The sequence below is a fragment of the Pseudomonas sp. KD5 genome, assembly GCF_012932895.1.
Classification (GTDB): domain Bacteria; phylum Pseudomonadota; class Gammaproteobacteria; order Pseudomonadales; family Pseudomonadaceae; genus Aquipseudomonas.
The window spans coordinates 45,333-62,767 of the sequence record NZ_JDWJ01000002.1; the positions used below are offsets into that span (position 1 = coordinate 45,333).

A 17,435-nucleotide genomic window follows, 5' to 3' on the forward strand; every position below is an offset into this window, starting at 1 on the left:
GCGAACCGAGCCTGAACATTCCTGCCGAATTCGGGGCAGGTAATGTTCAGGCAACGTGTGGCCCACCTTTTCAGAGCTGCACCCGCCGCAGCCTGCCGCTCAACGGGACGACGGTGTTGTCTGGCATGGGCAGTGGCCGGCCGGTCAAACCCATGCCTTCGCTCACCAGTACCGCATCCTCCAGCAGACACAAGTTGGAAGGGGTATCCAGGTCGCGGGCGAGCACGGCGACCTGGGCGGTTTGCAGATTGCAGCTCAGCAGTCGCCCGGTAAAACGGGTAAAGCCGCCATGCAGCGGTTCGCCGTTCCAGTCGGGTGGCAAGGGTTGCAGCAGGCGATCGCAGAGTTCCAGCACCAACACGTTGCCCTTCGGACACAGCGCCAGTCCGGTGGGCAGTTGCAGGCCGCGAATAAGCAGCTCGATCTGCCCGCTATCAGGCCAGACCCGAATCACCTGGCCGGCCTTCTCGGCGAAGTCGATACCCTTGCGCGTCGGGTCGCCCTGCAACTCTCCGGAAAATAGACTGATCAGCACTGCGTCGGTCGCCGGTTCGTACACCAGGGTCACCGGGACGGCTTCCTGGCCCTGGTCCAGTTCGGGCAACTGGACCAGCACGCGTTCGTCCTGTCCGCTGGCGAATTCCACCAACTGATTGGTATCGGGTTTGACCGCCAGCCAACTGCGGCGGGTCGGGTGGTAGCACAGCGCATTCAGATTGCCGCGACTGTGAAACACCGGTTCGGGCGGTGTGAATTGCAGATCCAGCAGTTTGGAACCCTCGACGTAATTGGTCTGGCTGACCAGACAGCGCCCGTCACCGCAGGCGATGTCCGACAGCCCCATGATTTCATCGCGCAGCATGCGGGCCTGCATGTTCATGGCGCGAAAACCTTGGGCCAGTAGTTCGCCGGGCAGGTAGGCGCCGGGTTTGTGCGGATCCGGTCGCAGTCGACTGATACGGCCGCTGAAGGTCTGCTCCGGCAGACCCGAGCCGGCTTCGGTCAGCAGCAGGCTGCCATCGGCCTGCACGCAAATGCCCCTAGGGTTCAGCAGGCCTTCGGCGATGATGGTGCTCGGGCACAGGGTTTCGCTGGGCCGCGCCGGGATATTAATGGGAACGGGCATAGGGCTTCTCTCCATGAATAACGGATGGACGCGGCTACTGCGGCGGTTGCCACGGTTCACCGGTGAGATAAGCCCGGAGCAGCGCCCGCTGGCAGGGCGACATCGAGCGCACCACAGGCATGAACAGCGTGGTGCCTTTGTACGCATCCGAAGTTCGGGCGAGGATGGGGTTCTTGGCGCCCATGACCGCGTCGGGCTGATTGAGCGGGATGTAGCGCGACATGGCGGGGAAGGCCAGGTAGTGAAAGCGCAGGACGTTCGGGTACATCAGCTCCCAGGTGATGTGGGTGCCCGCGGGGATGCCGAAGTCGGTCTGTGCGTATTTGCGGAAGCTGGTGAAGTAGCCACTGCTTGGAAGGCCATTGGCCGTGCAGGTCAAGGCGACAAAGCCCGCCTGGGCGGCAGAACCCGCTTTGACGGTGACCGGGAAACTGATCGCGAGCTGGCCAGGGTTAACGGTCAGCGATGCAGGAAAATCGAGGAAATCCCAGTATTGCGGTTCATCGTAAACAGCAGGAGCAGCAGCCTGCAGGTCGATTTCGGTGGCTTTGGGGACCGGACCGCCCAAGTACCTGACCTGCAAGGTGATTGACAGGCCATTGGGGTAGTCCTCCAGGTAGACGTTGCGCTGATCGGCATACACCCGATAGGTCGATTCGGTGGCTTGCAACGTGGTACCGGCGACCTTGCCGGGCGCGTTGATCGCCAGGGCGGCGGTCTGCACTGCCTGTAGCTGGTTGGCGGTCAGGGGCAGGTCGACGATGCCGCCATACACGTAGTAGTCGAATAGAAAGCGGTTGGTCGGGTCCAGGGTGGCCAGTTCAGTGGTGCCTGCGGTGATGGTGACGGGGCCGTAGTTCGCGTTCGGTCCGATAGGGCTGGTGATATCGTCCCTGACGGCCCTGAAGGTTTGCTTCGGAATGACGTTCACCATGTCGATGCTCAGGTAACCGTTGCCGCCCAGGTCGGCATAGCCGGCATTCCCCGTACTCTGGTTGACCAGTTGCCGGCCCGGCTGGCAGTTCAGCGGCTCGTCGGCGAAGGCCGGGGCCAGTGTACCGATGACCCTGCCAATGCTCGGGTTGGGGGTGTATCGGCCGGCGGCATAATCGGCGTCCAATTGTTCGGTGGTCATCGTGGGGCACATTTCGAACATGACGAAACGCAGGACAATGCCGGTCGCACCCGGCGCCTGGATGATCGAGCGCAGGCCACTGCTGTTCTGGTTCCAGCTGACGATGCTGCTCAAAGGGAAGGTCAGTTGAAACGTACCGCTGGCGTGGAAAGATCCCGGCGCATCCATTTTCGCGGGCAACAGCACACGTCCCGCCACGTCGAAACTGCTGCACACGGTATTACTGCGGATCAGCAACTGGATGTCGCTGTTACCACCAATTTGCAGACCACCGACGAATATCTGGGTGGTGGTTGAGGAGGTCGGGTCCAGATCCACCATCATCGGGCCGGAGACGGGGCCTTGTCCGGTCACCGGGTCCACCGAGCCGAGCAGATAAACCGGCTGGCCCACCATGTCGCCGGTGGTGCTGATGCTGCCCGGATTACCCTGGGAACTGATCAAGGCGTTCTGCATGTCGACGACATGCTGCCCATAGTGATTCCAGCCGCCGGCGGTGTAGTAGTCGCCGTCGGGCGCGTTGATCATATTGTTCAGCTGATCGTCGGTGTAAGACTCGGCGCTCGGTGCCAGGGTCGAGGTGGTCAGGTCGAAGAGCGGCCATTCCTCATTGCCGTCGTAAGGAATGGTGGGGGCGTTGTTCGGCAGGCTGACGTCCGTGCGGATGCCGCCCCAGAAATTCAGGCGTGGTCCATTGAGAATGCTCATGATCTATTCCTCGTCCTTGGTGGTTTTGCCGACAGGCGCGTTGGCGAATTTGAACATGTAGGAGAAATCGGCCTTGTAGGGACTTTTGACCGGTGTCGCCATGGAGTGGCAATTCATGCAGCTGCTGTTGGGCTGGATGTAGCTCTCCATGGTGACGTTGGCCGAGAGCGACGGGGTCGGCTGGCCCAGTGGATTGCTGGGGTTGTCCGGCATCAGCGGGCGCTGGGTGGTGATGAGTTGGTAGTACTTCAGCACGCTTCTTTGCAGGCCCGGGTCGGTGCGGTAATTGGTGTTGACGGCGTTGGTGATCTCGGCAATCGGGGTGACCCGGTTCAGCGGGTTCGGGGTCTGGAACGTGGTGCCGGGCTTGGGCACGCAGACCAGTTTTGTACCCTGAGTCTGCCAGTCGCAGGGTGACTGGTTGAGGGTGATGGCCGGGGCCGCGGGGTTGAAGTAGGAGTAGGTCATGCCGGCTGTTGGCTGATCGACCCATTGGCCATGCACCAACTCCTTGGGCGGAACGTTATCGATCTGCTCGAAGGTCGACCAGATCCACTGCGGATAGCCGTTGACCTTGGTGATGATGTGCAGGCCCACCAGGCCCAGGTAGGCCTCGGTGACACCGGTGCGTTGGCCCTGGTCGTTGAACGTGGGCACGCGCGCCAGCATGGTCAGGTAGCGGCTGGCGTTGTCACTGGTCGTGAGGATGCGCCAGCTCGACTTGACCTCGATGACCCCGTTGGGGAAGTTGATGTTGTTGGCTTTGGAAACGACATCGGCGTTATAGAAGCTGTTGTTGACGATGTAGTCGTAGGACGTCTCGTTGGCCGAAATGTCGTAGTAGGTCGGGTTACCGGCCTGGTCGATCAGCCAGCCGCCGACAGCCTGATCCACGGCATTCACCTGGGTGCTGTTCTTCAGCGCGGCGATGTTGATGATGCCCAGGCTTTTGGCGGTCTGCGGGGTGTTCCACGGGCCAGGATCTGCCCCCTTCGGCAGGAAGATTTCCTCCACGGTCTTGTAGGTTTGCCAAACGGTGTAGCCGGGGTCCCCAGGCTGTTTGGCGCAGTCGGGATCACCGCGCTGCCCGTCCTGTGCGGGCCAGTTCAAGGCGATGAACATTTGCCAGCTGTATTGATCGAACTGGTCCTGACTGGCATTGGCGGCCGGCGCGGTGCTGGGGGGTTGGCAACTCAGGTTACTGGCCTGCGTCGACGGCATGGCCTGTTCCCGGGCCAGGGCCTGCTCCAGGATCAAGGCCGGCAGACTGGCCAGGCCCACTAACATCACGCAGAAACGGAATGTGGTTTTCATGGCGATCCTTCGTCGTTATTCAGGGTTTGCGTTGCATGAGCTTGTTCCACTGCGCCTTTTGGCCGTTGCTCTGTGACGCCGGTGGCTCGAACAATTGGCAGGGCGGCGGATTCGCCGGGCACATGGCGGCCACTTGCGCCCAGGTCTGGGCCGGGTCCGGTTTGGCGATGCGGAAGTTGGTGTAGTTCTGGCTGACGATGGGGGCGTTGGCGACGCTGGCATCACCGGAGAAATAGAACGATTGCGGATGCCGGTAGGGCGGTTGTCCCGTGACGTTCTTGTAGAAGGCGTAGCCGAACAGGATCGGGCCTTGTGGCGAGTCGACATCCAGGGCATAGGCTTGCACGCTGCCATTGAGGTTCTGGCTGCGCGCGGCACTGTAGGGCAGGTGCTTGATGAAATCCTGCCGTGGTGGGTGGTTCATCGGCGAGAACATGCAGCAGGCCGGCATGTCCTTGGGACGGTCCTGGGGATAGGTCAGGAAGTAGGCCTTGTTGCCCAGCGACACGAAGGAGCAGGTGTAGTTGTTGTTCTTGATCGGGAAGATCGGCAGGCAGTATTTCTCGTAGTGTTCCATCATCGCGCCGAAGCCGTCGCCATCCGGCGGGATGTAGGCGGTGTCGTAGTAACTGGTGCCGCGAGAGACGGTGTAGTCCGCCGGGGTCAGGGTGGTGGGTGGATTGCTGTAGGGCGGCGGGTTTTTCTCGTAGTTGTGCATCACCCGGTACATGGTCCAGTCGCTGATCCAGTAGGCCGGGAAAAACGGATCGGAAGGCTCGCCCACGGAACGCTTGGCGATGCAGTTGCCGTTCTTTTCGTTACACCCCAGGTTGTTGTGCACCCCCATGCTGAAGTAGATGGCCTCGCTGTCCTGGGCGAAAACAGGCGGGCTGAGCAGCAGGATCAGCAGCAACAACCGGTCCAAGATGATTTTCATGGGACACCTCCTGTGAAGTGCCGGGTGGCGGACTCGCCACCCGGTAATCCGGCGTGAAACGTCAAAGGTCGTTGTAGTCGCTCATGGAGAGTTTCCTGGGTGGGAAGTTGAGTTTCACCAGGCGTTTGGCCCACAGCTGCAGCACGGCGCGGCGGCTTTGCGACAGGTCTCGGGTGATCGGCATGGCCAGGGTGCTTTCGTCCTGGTTGTCCTTGTTGATCAATATGAGTAACTGGTCGACGGCGCCCTCCACCCGCGTGCGTGAATCAAGGGGCATGTACTTGTTCATGATGGGGTAGAGGTAATAGAACGACTGCAGCACCTTTGGAAAGATGAACGTGTTCCATATTTCTTCCGGAGCTTGCGTGGAGGTGCACATGCCGTTCCAGGTGTCGATGAAGTCCTGTTGCAACTTCATGTCCAGCGGCAGGACCCGCAGCGGGGCAAGGAAGTCGACGTAGGCCTCGGAGAGCGGGAAGCTGAAGGGGATGGTCGGATCCTTATCGCCTTCCTTCACGAAGAAGCGCAGGGTGGGGAAGCCTGGCGCGACTGCCTTGCAGCCTATCTGAGCGATACCTTGGGCGTTGGTGGTGATGACGGCATAGGTGTAATTGACGGAGTTGCCCTTCTCGTCGTTCAGCGTACCGGTGCGACCGATGGGCTTGTCCAGGGTCAGGCAGGGGCGCAGGTTCACCGCGACCGGTTTACCGGAAACAGTGAGGAACTCTTGATAACCGACTGGGGTTCCAGAAGGTTCAGGCACGTCCTGCAGGTCCGTCAGTCGGCGGCCGCTGCCAGTGCTGCGGTAGAGGCCGACCGAGGGTGCGTCGGTGAACTGCGGCAGACCGGCCGTGTTCTTGCTGCGGTCCGCCGGGTTGTCGTAGAACAGCGTGAAGTCGGCGGCGTTGCTGAATGCCAGGTAGTAGTCGCTGCTGGTCACCATGTAGGGGTTGTTGTACTCGGCCACCCACAGTGTCGTGTTGGCGGCCGGCTGGCCATTGTTCTGCACCATGATGGTCAGCTTCTTGTAGTCGCCGACGTCGATGAAGCTGCCGCTTTCGATCACCTCGGCGGTCCATGTCTGCTGGGTGGCGGCGACGGTCTGGGGAGCGCTGTACAGGCCCAACCGACGTAGAATCAGGGGACCGGATTCCAATACACCCTTGGTATAGTCATCGAGGGGAACATCGAGGATACCCGAGCGCTGGTTGAAGGCCGACTGCCGATAGTCCGCGAAGTTCAAGATGACCGCCGGCTTGAATGTTCCATCCTTCTCGGCACCCAAATGGTAGGTACCGGCATTGAATTTTTCCGGGACGGGGATATCAGCCGTGGCATCCACGGGATAGCTCGGAAAGGTATTGCCCAGGTCAAGTGACAGGGTGTAGTCGTTGATCTGTGCCGAAATCACCCCCAACTTGACTTGTTGTGTCTCCTGGGAATACAGCTGGCTCATCGACACCGCCTTATTGGCCACCAGTCGCCTTCCGGCGGGCGCGGTGGGGTATTCACCGGCGAACCACAGCCCCAGGACCGCCGAGGTGCGGCTGTAGGCAGGATTGAAGAAAATCTCGTTGACGTTGTCCAAGCCCTTTCTGTAGAGGTCACGCACTTTCGCCATGACGTTCGGGTTGTTGGAACGGGTGTCGAGGCGCTGTGGGTAATCGTTGAATATCCCGTTCTTGTCATAGCAGGTCAGGTAGACGCAAAAGCGGAACATCAGGCCCTGTGCCCCTTGCTGCTCCATCTGCTGCTTCAGGTTGGCCAGCAGGGACGAGTTGCCGAGCGCCCATTCCAGATTCTCCTTGGGGAAGCAGGTCTGCCAGGTGGTGCTGACGTTCACCAGGCCACCCAGGGCTCCCCAACTGAAGTTCAGGAAACGGTCCATCATCCGGTACTTGCGGTTGAGGGTCAGGCCGCAGTTCGCGTCCCCTAACACCAGTTTGTCGAAGTACAGCGCCGTGAAGGTGTTCTGCCATGGGCTGATATCCACGAAGCGCGCCGCGGTCGGGGTATTGCTGCCCAGGGGGCTGCCGAGCAAGTGGTATTGCGCGCCGATCAGTGCATCCTTATCGATGTAGCTATTGGGCTGCACTTCGCCGCCGATAACGGTCGACTTGGTTTTCCCGTAGTTCACCAGGCCGCAACCGTTGTCGCCAAACAGATCCCATTCGGCGGGCATGTACGGGTCATGCTTCGGATTGATATTGTTTGGCACCTGCTGTACATAGGTCGGCATGCCAGCCATGTACTGCGTCGAGATGGCCCATGGCATCAGGGTGTCGGGAGCATTGTTCCGGTCGATGCCGAAGTGCGTCATGAACGACCAGTTGATGTCCGTGTTCACCGCGTCATACAGCGGGAACATGTCGTTGTTGTTGGCTGTTGGCGGGTTCCAGAACATCTGGCCGTTGAGGTAGAAGCGGGGAAAATTCAATACGCTCATGTCGTGCTCTCCTTAGCGTTTCCACTGGGCGCGTTTCAGCGACCAGACAAAATCCAGTTTTTTGTAGCCGTTGAAGTCTTTGTCCGGCAGCGGTGTAGTGGGGTAGGTGAGACCGCCCTGGGTCGGGATGGCGAAATTGAAGTAACCGTCGGTCTTCGAGTAGGCGGCGGTGCCGTGGCAGGCCAGGCAGGATGAGGTGTCCTGGAACGCCGATTCCAGCTGCGAGTTCGCCAGCACCTGGGTCTTGGGTTGATATTCCACGCCGATCAACTCGTATTTCGACAGCGTCGGGTTGTTGGCCTGGAACTGCGTATTGACCGGTATGGCATCCGATGTCGGTCCGGTGCTGTTTGTCATCGGCCGGGGCGGGTGGCCCTTGGTCACGGTGTACTTTCTGTTGTTGACGTTCTCGAAGGTGGTCCAGACCCAGCTGGAGTCCAGTTTGTTGACCACATGCAAGCCACTCAACGCCGCATAGCCGACCCTGTAGTCGGTGCCCTGCTGGTAATAGGCCTGGGCGGTGTAGTAGCCGTCGTTCTCCAGCTTCTTCTTGTAGTCCATGTCCGCGCCGATCCACAGCCAGGCGGCTTTCAATTCCCAGGCCGTGGCGGGAAAGTTCAGGTTGCTCGTCAGGGCCTCCTGGCCATCTACGTTGTAGACATTGTTCTTGACGATGTAGTTATAAGTGTCCTGGGACATCAGCAGTTGAAAGCGCACGACTTGGCCTCGCTGTGCCTCAGGCACGACGGTACCGCCCATTTCCAGGCTCATCCCGTCGACCTGCTGCGTGGCATTGAGGTTGTGCAGCAGACGGTTCGCGTCCAGCCCCAGGGCCTTGGCTTGCTTGAGCACCTCGTCCGGCGGCTTCATGCGGCTGTCATACGAGCCAGGGTTGACGCCATTGGCCAGGTAGACCTGGTCGGAAGGCTTGAACGACTCCCACACGCGGTTGTAACCCTGGGCGTCGGGCTGGTTCAGGCAGACGAACCAGTTCCAGGCCATGGTCTCGGGGTGCTTGTTGAACGCCGTACGGGTCTGGTCGGCACTGATTCCAAATTGCAGGAAGTTGCTGCAGTTGAAGTTGTTGGTGTCCTGTGCCTGAGCCAAACCGGCCAAGGCACTCAGAACTGTTATAGAAATGGCTCGCCGCATGGAAGCTCCTTGGCATTGGCCGGGTCGGTGTGTGAATGCCCCAGGAAGTGTTCCAGGAGCAGTTGCTTCACTGCCGTGGCCGCAAGGCGCTGCGGCAACGGCAGATCGCAATTGGTGATGAGCAGCGGGCCGGTGTTCTCGCTGTCGGGCAGGCGGCCATGGCTGCCGCGGACCAGGCGGGTGTCCAGCGGAATCAGGTCCATGTAGTAGCGAAAGCCGAGCTTCTTCTGCAGCAGGCGGCGCGCCACTTTCAATTTTGGGAAGCGAATGGCCGGGTCGATGAACAGTTCCAGCGGGTCGTAGCCGGGCTTGCGATGGATGTCCACGGTGCGGGCAAAGTCAGGTGCCTTGCGATCGTCGAACCAGTAGTAGTAATCGAACCAGTAACCCGGCGCGGCCACGGTCACCAGCTCGCCGCTGCGCGGATGATCCAGTTGCCAGGCCCGTTGTTCGGCTTTATCCAGCACCTGCTCGATGCCGGGCTGGCGCTGCAGCAGCGCTTTGACGCGAGGAATGTCTTGCGCCTGTTTCACGTAGATGTGCGCGATCTGATGATCGGCCACGGCAAAGGCCGCGCTGGCGCCGGGGTCGAGCAACTCCCAGGTCAGCGACTGGCGCACCTGCAACAAGCCTTCCGAGCGCAACAGCCGGTTAATCGATACGGATTGCTGTACCGCTTCGATCCCATATTCGGACAACAGCATCACCGCCGCACCTTGCTCCTGGGCAAAGGCCAGCAGGCGACCCACTTCACTGTCGATAGCCCGCACCTCGTCGGTAATCGACGGATGATCGGGCCCCAGTCGCTGCAGGCAGTAGTCGAGATGTGGCAGGTAGACCAACTGCAGGTCCGGTCGATCGAGCTGGAATTCGGCGATGGCGCAGTCGACGATCCAGCGGCTCGACGCGATGCCGGCCGCCGGGCCCCAGAAACCCGGAAACGGGAATTCGCCGATCTGCTGCTCGATACGCTCATGCAACGAGGCCGGCGACGAATACAGGCCGAACAGCTTGCGGCCATCGGCCGGGTAGTGCGGGCGTGGGGTGATGGCGGCGTCCACGTCCGCATACATGTTGTACCACCAGAACAGCTGGCTGCAGCGGAACCCGGGGAGCTCACGCTTGAGCGCCTGCCAGACCTTTTCGCCCTGGATCAGTGCGTTGGGTTGCAGCCAGAATCGCACTTCGGCCTGGTCGCGAAAATACCAGCCATTGCCGACGATGCCGTGTTCCGACGGCGACAGGCCGGTGAGAATCGACGCCTGCACCGTTGACGTGACGGCCGGAAACACCGGTTGCATACTGGCCATTTTTGCGGTTTTCAGCAGGGCATTGATGTGCGGCGTTGCCGGCCCCAGCAGCGCCGGGGTCAGCCCGACCACGTTGATCAGCAGCAGCGGTTGACGCGGGTGATCAGAGGGCATCGGCGTACGCCTCCCGCACTTGGGGTTGCAGCAGTTTTCGCTGGCGCAGTTGTTCTTCGACCCAGTGCAGTTCCGCGGCGATGCCCTGCAGTTGGGCGTGCTCGGTGTTGGGCCGCAATTGCGCGGGCAGCACGCCCCAGCTGTAGGTTTCCACTTCCAGCACGGGACGAAAATCCCTATGGTCTGCGAGAAAGTCGAAAGTCTGCGACAGCGCGATCTGGCTGCCGCTGAGCTCAGGCAGCAGCAAGTGTTCGCTGAACAGCGGGATGTGGAAATGAATCCGCAGTTCGGGGTACTGCCCCAGGTTATTGGCGCAATCGTCGAGGGCGGCGGGCAGGTCGGCCCAGCCCGATAACCGCGCCTGCGCATCTCGGGCTTTGACTTGATGCAGGTAGGTGGTTTCGGCGAAGTCGCTCAAGGTCTTGAGCACGTGTTCGCGCCGGTTGTGGTCTTCAGCGGGCAGGTGACAAATCAGCGCGTTCGACAGCTGGATCTTGCCGACAGGCACTCGGGCCTGGCGCAGCTTTTCCAGCGACTGATAGCAGTGTTCGAAAACCACGGCCTGGTGGCAGACATCAAAACACAGCGCCAGATAGTCATGGTGCGGATCGCTGGCTTGGTAGCGGTGGAAGAAGGCGATGGCCTGGTCGGTGTTTTCCAGCACACAGTCCGGCTCCATCTCCAGGCAGAACACGATCTTCTTGCCCGTCTCCCGATGCAGCCTGGCCAGTGAAGCCGTGAGTTGGCGCAGCAGATGTTCGGCACGCTGCTGTCGCCGCGGGTTCCAGTCGGCGGCATAGCCCAGCGGTACGGTGGAAATCACGCCTTGGGGGCAATCCGACGGCAGGGCGTGTGCCAGGATTCGGGCCAGATTCAGGCTGTACGCCAGCCGTTTCGGATCAGTCCAGTTGGGCAAATAGACGTCGGCTTTCACCGCGCCTTGATGAAATTGGCCATAGGGAAAGCCGTTAAGTGAAGTCAGCCGCAGCCCGCTGCGTTGCAGCAGGCTGAGGAAGTCCGCGCGAGCTGACGCCTGCTGTAGTTCGGCCGCGGCGAGGGCGCTGATCCACAGCCCACTGTCTTGCTCGTTCAGGCCGCGCAGGGTGCGCACACCCCGGAAATGCCATTCGATGGATGACCGTAGCCCCGCCAGGTCACGGGTCGGGTGCACATTGCTGCAATAACCGACCTGCGCGGCAGCCCAACCCGTGCCGGCACTCATTTGATCACCGGTTCCTGGCCACGCAGGGCAGAGTTGTCCTGCCACTGCCGACGCTGGTCGATGGGCAGCGGGGTGCTGACCAGGGACTTGTCCAGTTGGCCGCTTTGGGCAAAAAAGTCCACGGGGTTGTGGAACAGCACCTGTTCGACCTGGCTTTCGCTGAAGCCGGCAGCCAGCATCGCTTCGCCCGTTTTCGGCACCTTGAGCGGGTCGCTGATGCCCCAGTCGGCGGCGCTGTTGACCACCATTTTCTCGGTGCCGTATTCCTTCAGCAGGGCGACCATGCGCTGTTCCGACATCTTGGTGTTGGGGTAGATCGAATGGCCGCGCCAGCAGTCGCTGTCCAACACCAAAGGCAAGGTCAGTTCGTTGAGGTGGTCGATGATCACCAGGTGTTCGGCAATCCCGACTTCGCGAATCACTGCCAGGGTGCGTTTGGTGCCACCGATCTTGTCGCGGTGCGGGGTATGCACCAGCACCGGCAAATTGAATTGTCTGGCCAGCTCCAGTTGAGCGGCGAGGAAGCGATCTTCTTCCGGGGTGATGTCGTCGTAACCGATTTCGCCGACGGCCACGACGCCGTCTTTCACCAGGTAGCGCGGCAGAATCTCCAGCACTTCATTGGCCACTGACAGGTCATTGGCCTCCTTGGGATTGAGGCCGATGGTGCAGAAATGATGAATGCCGAACATGCTGGCGCGAAAGCGCTCCCAGCCCAACAGCGTGTCGAAGTAGTCGATGAAGCTGCCGACACTGGTCCTCGCCTGGCCCTGCCAGAAGGCCGGTTCGATCACCCCGGTGATGCCGGCGGCGGCCATGTTCTGGTAGTCATCGGTGGTGCGGCTGACCATATGAATATGCGGGTCGAAGTACTTGAGCATGGTAAATCCTCGTCAAGGAAAAGGAGTCGTTGAGTGTCAGTTCTGTGAGGTGCCGGCCAGGTGCTCATGCCATTCCGGTGGTAAGCGTTGCTGCTGATTCAGGCCAGCCAGGCGCTGGCGTTGCGCCGGGCTGAGCAGGTCGAAAGCAATCACTCGGGGCAGCCCGGCGGACACCGTTCGTTCGGCAGCAAGCTGTTCGTCCAGCAGGTCGAGGGCCAGCTGGTTGAGGGTGAAGTTGTGTCGTTGCGTCAGGCCGATCAGGCGGCGTACGTCGAGCCCCATGCCCAGCGCCTTCAGCACCAATTGATGGAAGGCCCGTTCGCTGTAATGGCGCGATGGGTAGAGGGTGTCGAGCGCGAGGGCGGCGAACACCTGGCTGTTACTGGTACGCCCGGCCTGCAGCGCCAGCTCCACACAGAGCCCACGGCTGTCGAGCCAGTCGAGGGCCTTCAGGGTGGCGATTTTTTCTTGATCGTCGCCCCACAGAAACAGTTGGCGAAGCAAGGGCAGTTGCCCGGCGAGGGGCTGTTGCTCCAGGACCTGAGCCAGCAACAATGCCCGCGCCAGCTGGACGTTGCTCCAGCCGGGACTGTGGGGCAGCGGTTGTTCCTTGAGGTTGCGCTTGCACTGGCTGCTCAACAGCGCCGCGGTATTGGCGTCCGGGCGTTGGGCAAGCCGCTCCTGGGCCTGGCGCCACCACTGCAGCTCGGTGTCATCGAGTTGTTGGGTGAGGGCCTGGTGTTGTTCGGCGAGGCAGTCGTGGCGCATTTCGAGGGCCGCCGATGGCGATGCAGTGACGTCCATGTTCATGTCGGTTTGATCCAGCGCTGGAAGTGTGGAAGCAGGAAAAACACCAGAACGCATAACAGGCTGCCCAGCGGCTGGTTGGCCACAGCCAGCACCAGGGCATCAAACAGTGGCAGAGCCGCCAGACCTGCGCCGATAAAGGCACGGACTTGCCGTTGCTGCGGGTTGGCCAAGTGGTGCCAGTAATGCCAGCCCAGCCAGCCAAGCCAGAGCAGTAGTACCGGCCAGAACCAGGCGTTGTCGGAATAGATCGCCAGCGCCAGCGGGCTCAACATCAGCAGTAGCGGCAGGCGGCTGAGCAACTGGTTGTTGTGCTCCTGACGAGCCAGGTAGGTCAGGCCGCTGATGTAGACGCCAAGCAACATGGCGCACAGCCAGATCGGCTCCGGCGGCACCGCCAGGCTGGCCGCCGCCGTCAGGTAGAGGGCGGAGCGGCAGGCGCCCATCAGCCAGACGCTGTGGGCGTATTTCTTGTGCAGCACGTTGTAGCCGAGGATGCAGCCCACCAGCAGGGTGGCGCTACCCAGCAACCAGTGCGGTTGATCGATCAACCGGCTCAGGCCCAATACCGAGGCCGCAGCCAGTATCAGTAACAGCGCAGTAGCCAGCCCCACTTGCTGGCGGCTGACCAGACCCAACGTGATCGGGCGGGGATTGTGGTGCTGTTGGTCCCAGTCGGCGTCCAGCAGGTCGTTCAATAACATGCCGGCCAGATACAGCAACGACAGCGCGGCCAACAGCAGGATCCACACCAGCGACGACGGCGGCGCCAGGGCACCAGCGCTGCTGGCCAGCAGGGCGGCGGCCAAGGTGTTGGTCCATACGGTGGGCAGGTTGGACACCCGGCCGAGGGTCATCCAGGTTTTCAGGTTCAGCGGTGTCTGGCTCATTGCGCGCAGCCCTCGCTGAGGGTGAGCGCCGAATCGATGCGGGTCGACAGCCTTTGCAGCGCCTGTTCCATCCGCGCGGCATCGATCTCATGCAGGTCCACCGACTCGCCGATCCGGCTGAGCATGGGGATGGAGAGTTGCCCGCCCAGGTGCTGGCGGAATTCCTCCAGACCCAGCAGAACCAGCGAGCGTCCCTGTGCATCTTTCAAGGTCAGTTCCGGCGGGCTCAGGCTGAAGCCGAGCTTGAGTAGCAGGTTCAGCACCCGCTCGGTGTCGGCATCGCTCAACAGCCCCAGGGCATTGGCATAGAGTCCATCCAGGGCCATGCCCACCGCCACGGCTTCACCATGGCGCAGTCGGTGCTGGCTGAGGTTTTCCAGTTTGTGCGCGGCCCAATGCCCATAATCCAGTGGCCGTCCGTTACCGCGCTCGAAGGGGTCGCCGGCACCGGTGATGTGCGCCAGGTGCAGTTCGGCGCAGCGGCGAATGGCATAGCGGCTGGCCGAGTGATCGAAGTGGGCGAGGGCGTCGGCCTGTTGCTCCATCCATTGGAAGAAGGCCTGGTCTTTGATCAGCGCCACTTTTACCGCCTCGGCCAGCCCGGCGATCTGGTCGCGGCGGGTCAGGCTGGTCAGCAGCTGGAAGTCGTTGATCACTGCGGTGGCAGGGTAGAAGGCGCCCAGCAGGTTCTTCTGGCCGAAGGCATTGATGCCGTTTTTCACCCCGATGCCGGCGTCGTTCTGCGCCAGCACGGTGCTCGGGATGCGGATCAGGCGAATGCCACGGTGGAAGGTGGCGCAGGCGTAGCCCACCGCATCCAGCACCGCACCGCCGCCCAGGGCCAGCACATAGCAATGCCGGTCCAGCCCATGCTGCAGCATGTCGCTGTAGAGCTGTTGCAACACCTGTGAATTCTTGCTCAGTTCTCCGGCCGGCACCGCAATCGGCGCGGCCTGCAAATGCAGGTCCGCCGCATGGGCGGCAAAGTAGGCGTCGATCTGTTCCAGCAATTTCGGGGCGCTTTGCAGCAGTTGTTCATCGGCGAACACCAGCACCGTCACCGGGCCCCGGTGCTGTGGGGTGAGTCGTGCGGTGAGCTGGCGGTGCAGACAAGGATTGGACGGCTCGAACAGGTGATCGGTGAACACCACCGGGTAGTCGTAACGGACCTCGAAACGCCCGTGCAGGGAATGCTCGGCGTTTTGCTTGCGCAAGGTTTTGAACAGGCTGTACCCGGCGATAAACAGCCCGGGTAACACCATGCTGGCGAGCAGGGTCACCAGCAGCGCGTTCTGCTCGACGAGGTAGATGCCGATGGCGCTGTAGGCCAGTGCCAGACCGGCATTGGCCAGGGTGGTCACTAACACGAACGCGGGCAGCGGATAACGTTGCATCCCGGCGGCCACCACCGAGGTTTCGGCCAATACCGGCACGCCGCGCAGGCAGATCAACGACAGCGTGCCCAGCTTGTATGCCAGTTGCCCCGGCTGGCGCTGATGCAGGCCCAGGCGGCCGGACAGCAGCCGAAAATAGCCCGCCCCCAGCGCATACCCCAGCCCGGCCCCCAGGCACAGCCCCACGAAAATCACCAGGTAGCCGCCAACAGCGCCGAGCATGGCCACGGCCAGCAGCGCGACCATGCTCGAAGGCACCGGCAGCACCACGTCCAGCGCGAGCAGGGCGATCAGCAGCAGGGCCAGGTTGAGTTTTTGGGTGGGAGTGGAAGGCTGGTACAAGTTGAGATGGGTCAGGAAGTCCTGGATCTGTTGTTCGAACAACAGAAAGCTGGCGATCACCAAGCCTGAGAAGCAAAGCAATGAAATCCAGAAATGACCGGCAGGCCCCCGTTGCGAGAACGCACGATACCCATGGCTGCGCTTCATCAAGCATCCCTCTTTATTGTTATGACTGATTCCGTGTCAGTAATTAAAAGCAGCGTCTGGTTGGTTTTAGATCAATAGATTCTCTCGCCTGAGGGGCTGGTTTATGTACGGTTTGGTTACGCCTGTAGAGCTAGTTTTGAACTTAGACGGTCATGGTGTTTTTGCAAGGCGGCCTGATGGCAATCTGACTTTTTTCACTTGCGTGAACGCGACCCGTAGCAGCTGTCGAGCCTGCGAGGTTGCGTTCGGCTGCGCAGCAGTCGTAAAACCAGAACTCGCGGTGCATCAGGCAAACCGCATCAGCCGGATTCACGACGGCTGCGCCGCCGAACGCAACCTCGCAGGCTCGGCAGCTGCTACAAAAAAGCGCGTCGCGGCTATCGATGCATCTGAGTCGATGTTAAAAAATGTTATTTTAAAAAAATACTTCACATAATCTGTTCATTGGTGGATTATCTGCTCAACCCGTGTCAAGCAGCTCGTAGCTGCCATTGTGTTGGGCGATCCGCCGGCCATGCCTCCGGTGCCCACCTCTACATCGCGGCCCGCCGCCTGCGCTTTGTCGGCGTGGAACAGGCCGTTGCTTCCCTCAGGAGTACCCCATGAATAACAAGAATGTCGGTGTTGTCGGTCTGGGCGCGATGGGGTTGGGCATTGCCCGCTCTCTGTTGCGCAGTGGTTTCAATGTGCATGCCTGTGATGTGCGTGCGCAGGTGACTGAACAGTTTGCCGGGGAGGGCGGCGTGGCGTGTTCTTCGCCCGCGCAGATGGCCGCGGCGTGCGACGTGATCATTACCGTGGTGGTGAACGCCGAGCAGACCGAAACCGTATTGTTTGGCGAGGGTGGTGCCGTCGCTGCGTTGCGCCCTGGCAGCCTGGTGATCGGTTGCGCCACCGTGGCCCCGACCTACGCCGTCGACCTGGGCCAGCGCCTGACCGCCCAGGGCTTGCTGTATCTGGATGCCCCGATATCCGGTGGCGCAGCCAAGGCGGCTGCCGGTGAAATGACCATGATGACGTCTGGCCCGGCCGATGCTTACGCCAAGGCCGAAGCCGTCCTGGCAGGCATGGCCGGCAAGGTTTATCGCCTGGGCGACAGCCATGGCCTGGGTTCGAAGGTCAAGATCATCAACCAGCTGCTCGCCGGGGTGCACATCGCCGCTTCCGCCGAAGCCATGGCGCTGGGCCTGCGTGAAGGGGTCGATGCCGACGCGCTTTACGAAGTGATCACCCACAGCGCCGGCAACTCCTGGATGTTCGAAAACCGCGTGCCGCACATTCTCAAGGCTGACTACACGCCGTTGTCCGCGGTGGATATTTTCGTCAAGGACCTGGGCCTGGTGCTGGATACCGCACGGGCCAGCAAATTCCCGCTGCCGCTGTCGGCCACCGCCCACCAGATGTTCATGCAGGCTTCCAGTGCCGGCTTCGGGCGTGAGGACGACTCGGCAGTAATCAAGATTTTCCCCGGCATCGAGTTGCCGACTGCCAAGACCGAGCCGGTTTGAGG

14 protein-coding genes are annotated in these 17,435 nt (G+C 61.2%); 2 read left to right on the forward strand and 12 right to left on the reverse strand.

Going from position 1 to position 17,435, the window contains the following annotated elements:
- Window positions 1-70: 70 nt before the first annotated feature.
- From AF70_RS03930 to AF70_RS03985, 12 genes are all read right to left on the reverse strand, one after another.
- On the reverse strand, window positions 71-1,126 hold the full coding sequence (locus AF70_RS03930) for a hypothetical protein (RefSeq protein WP_028940753.1): 1,056 nt from the start codon (window positions 1,124-1,126) through the stop codon (window positions 71-73).
- Window positions 1,127-1,160: 34 nt separating this feature from the next.
- The gene (locus tag AF70_RS03935; protein WP_028940752.1) at window positions 1,161-2,969 is read right to left on the reverse strand and encodes a hypothetical protein; all 1,809 of its coding nucleotides are present in this window, start codon (window positions 2,967-2,969) and stop codon (window positions 1,161-1,163) included.
- Between the two features lie 3 nt (window positions 2,970-2,972).
- The gene (locus AF70_RS03940; RefSeq protein ID WP_028940751.1) at window positions 2,973-4,283 is read right to left on the reverse strand and encodes a hypothetical protein; all 1,311 of its coding nucleotides are present in this window, start codon (window positions 4,281-4,283) and stop codon (window positions 2,973-2,975) included.
- 19 nt (window positions 4,284-4,302) lie between these two features.
- A complete protein-coding gene (locus tag AF70_RS03945) occupies window positions 4,303-5,220 on the reverse strand; it encodes a hypothetical protein (RefSeq protein WP_028940750.1) in 918 nt (305 codons plus the stop codon).
- A 61-nt stretch (window positions 5,221-5,281) separates the two neighbouring features.
- Window positions 5,282-7,666, reverse strand: a complete 2,385-nt coding sequence (locus tag AF70_RS03950) for a hypothetical protein (RefSeq protein WP_028940749.1) — start codon at window positions 7,664-7,666, stop codon at window positions 5,282-5,284.
- A 12-nt stretch (window positions 7,667-7,678) separates the two neighbouring features.
- Window positions 7,679-8,818 carry a hypothetical protein gene (locus AF70_RS03955; RefSeq protein WP_019578685.1) on the reverse strand — a complete coding sequence of 380 codons (1,140 nt, stop codon included), beginning with the start codon at window positions 8,816-8,818 and terminating at the stop codon, window positions 7,679-7,681.
- A complete protein-coding gene (locus AF70_RS03960; protein ID WP_028940748.1) occupies window positions 8,797-10,242 on the reverse strand; it encodes an alkaline phosphatase family protein in 1,446 nt (481 codons plus the stop codon). Before AF70_RS03960 ends, AF70_RS03955 begins: the two co-directional genes overlap by 22 nt.
- Window positions 10,232-11,464, reverse strand: a complete 1,233-nt coding sequence (eboE, locus tag AF70_RS03965) for a metabolite traffic protein EboE (protein WP_028940747.1) — start codon at window positions 11,462-11,464, stop codon at window positions 10,232-10,234. The genes AF70_RS03960 and eboE overlap by 11 nt, the downstream gene beginning before the upstream one ends.
- Window positions 11,461-12,345, reverse strand: coding sequence for a TatD family hydrolase (locus AF70_RS03970; RefSeq protein WP_028940746.1), 885 nt, complete (start codon window positions 12,343-12,345; stop codon window positions 11,461-11,463). Before AF70_RS03970 ends, eboE begins: the two co-directional genes overlap by 4 nt.
- Before the next feature lie 36 nt (window positions 12,346-12,381).
- Window positions 12,382-13,155 (reverse strand): EboA domain-containing protein, encoded by a 774-nt coding sequence (locus tag AF70_RS03975; protein ID WP_028940745.1) that lies wholly within the window; start codon window positions 13,153-13,155, stop codon window positions 12,382-12,384.
- Window positions 13,152-14,042, reverse strand: a complete 891-nt coding sequence (locus AF70_RS03980; RefSeq protein WP_028940744.1) for a UbiA family prenyltransferase — start codon at window positions 14,040-14,042, stop codon at window positions 13,152-13,154. The genes AF70_RS03975 and AF70_RS03980 overlap by 4 nt, the downstream gene beginning before the upstream one ends.
- The gene (locus AF70_RS03985; protein WP_028940743.1) at window positions 14,039-15,925 is read right to left on the reverse strand and encodes a 3-dehydroquinate synthase; all 1,887 of its coding nucleotides are present in this window, start codon (window positions 15,923-15,925) and stop codon (window positions 14,039-14,041) included. Before AF70_RS03985 ends, AF70_RS03980 begins: the two co-directional genes overlap by 4 nt.
- A 103-nt stretch (window positions 15,926-16,028) precedes the next feature.
- On the opposite strand from AF70_RS03985, the gene AF70_RS03990 reads away from it, so the two are divergent.
- Window positions 16,029-16,361 (forward strand): hypothetical protein, encoded by a 333-nt coding sequence (locus tag AF70_RS03990; protein ID WP_081791078.1) that lies wholly within the window; start codon window positions 16,029-16,031, stop codon window positions 16,359-16,361.
- A 166-nt stretch (window positions 16,362-16,527) separates the two neighbouring features.
- Window positions 16,528-17,433 carry an L-threonate dehydrogenase gene (ltnD, locus tag AF70_RS03995; RefSeq protein ID WP_018928932.1) on the forward strand — a complete coding sequence of 302 codons (906 nt, stop codon included), beginning with the start codon at window positions 16,528-16,530 and terminating at the stop codon, window positions 17,431-17,433.
- Window positions 17,434-17,435 lie beyond the last annotated feature (2 nt).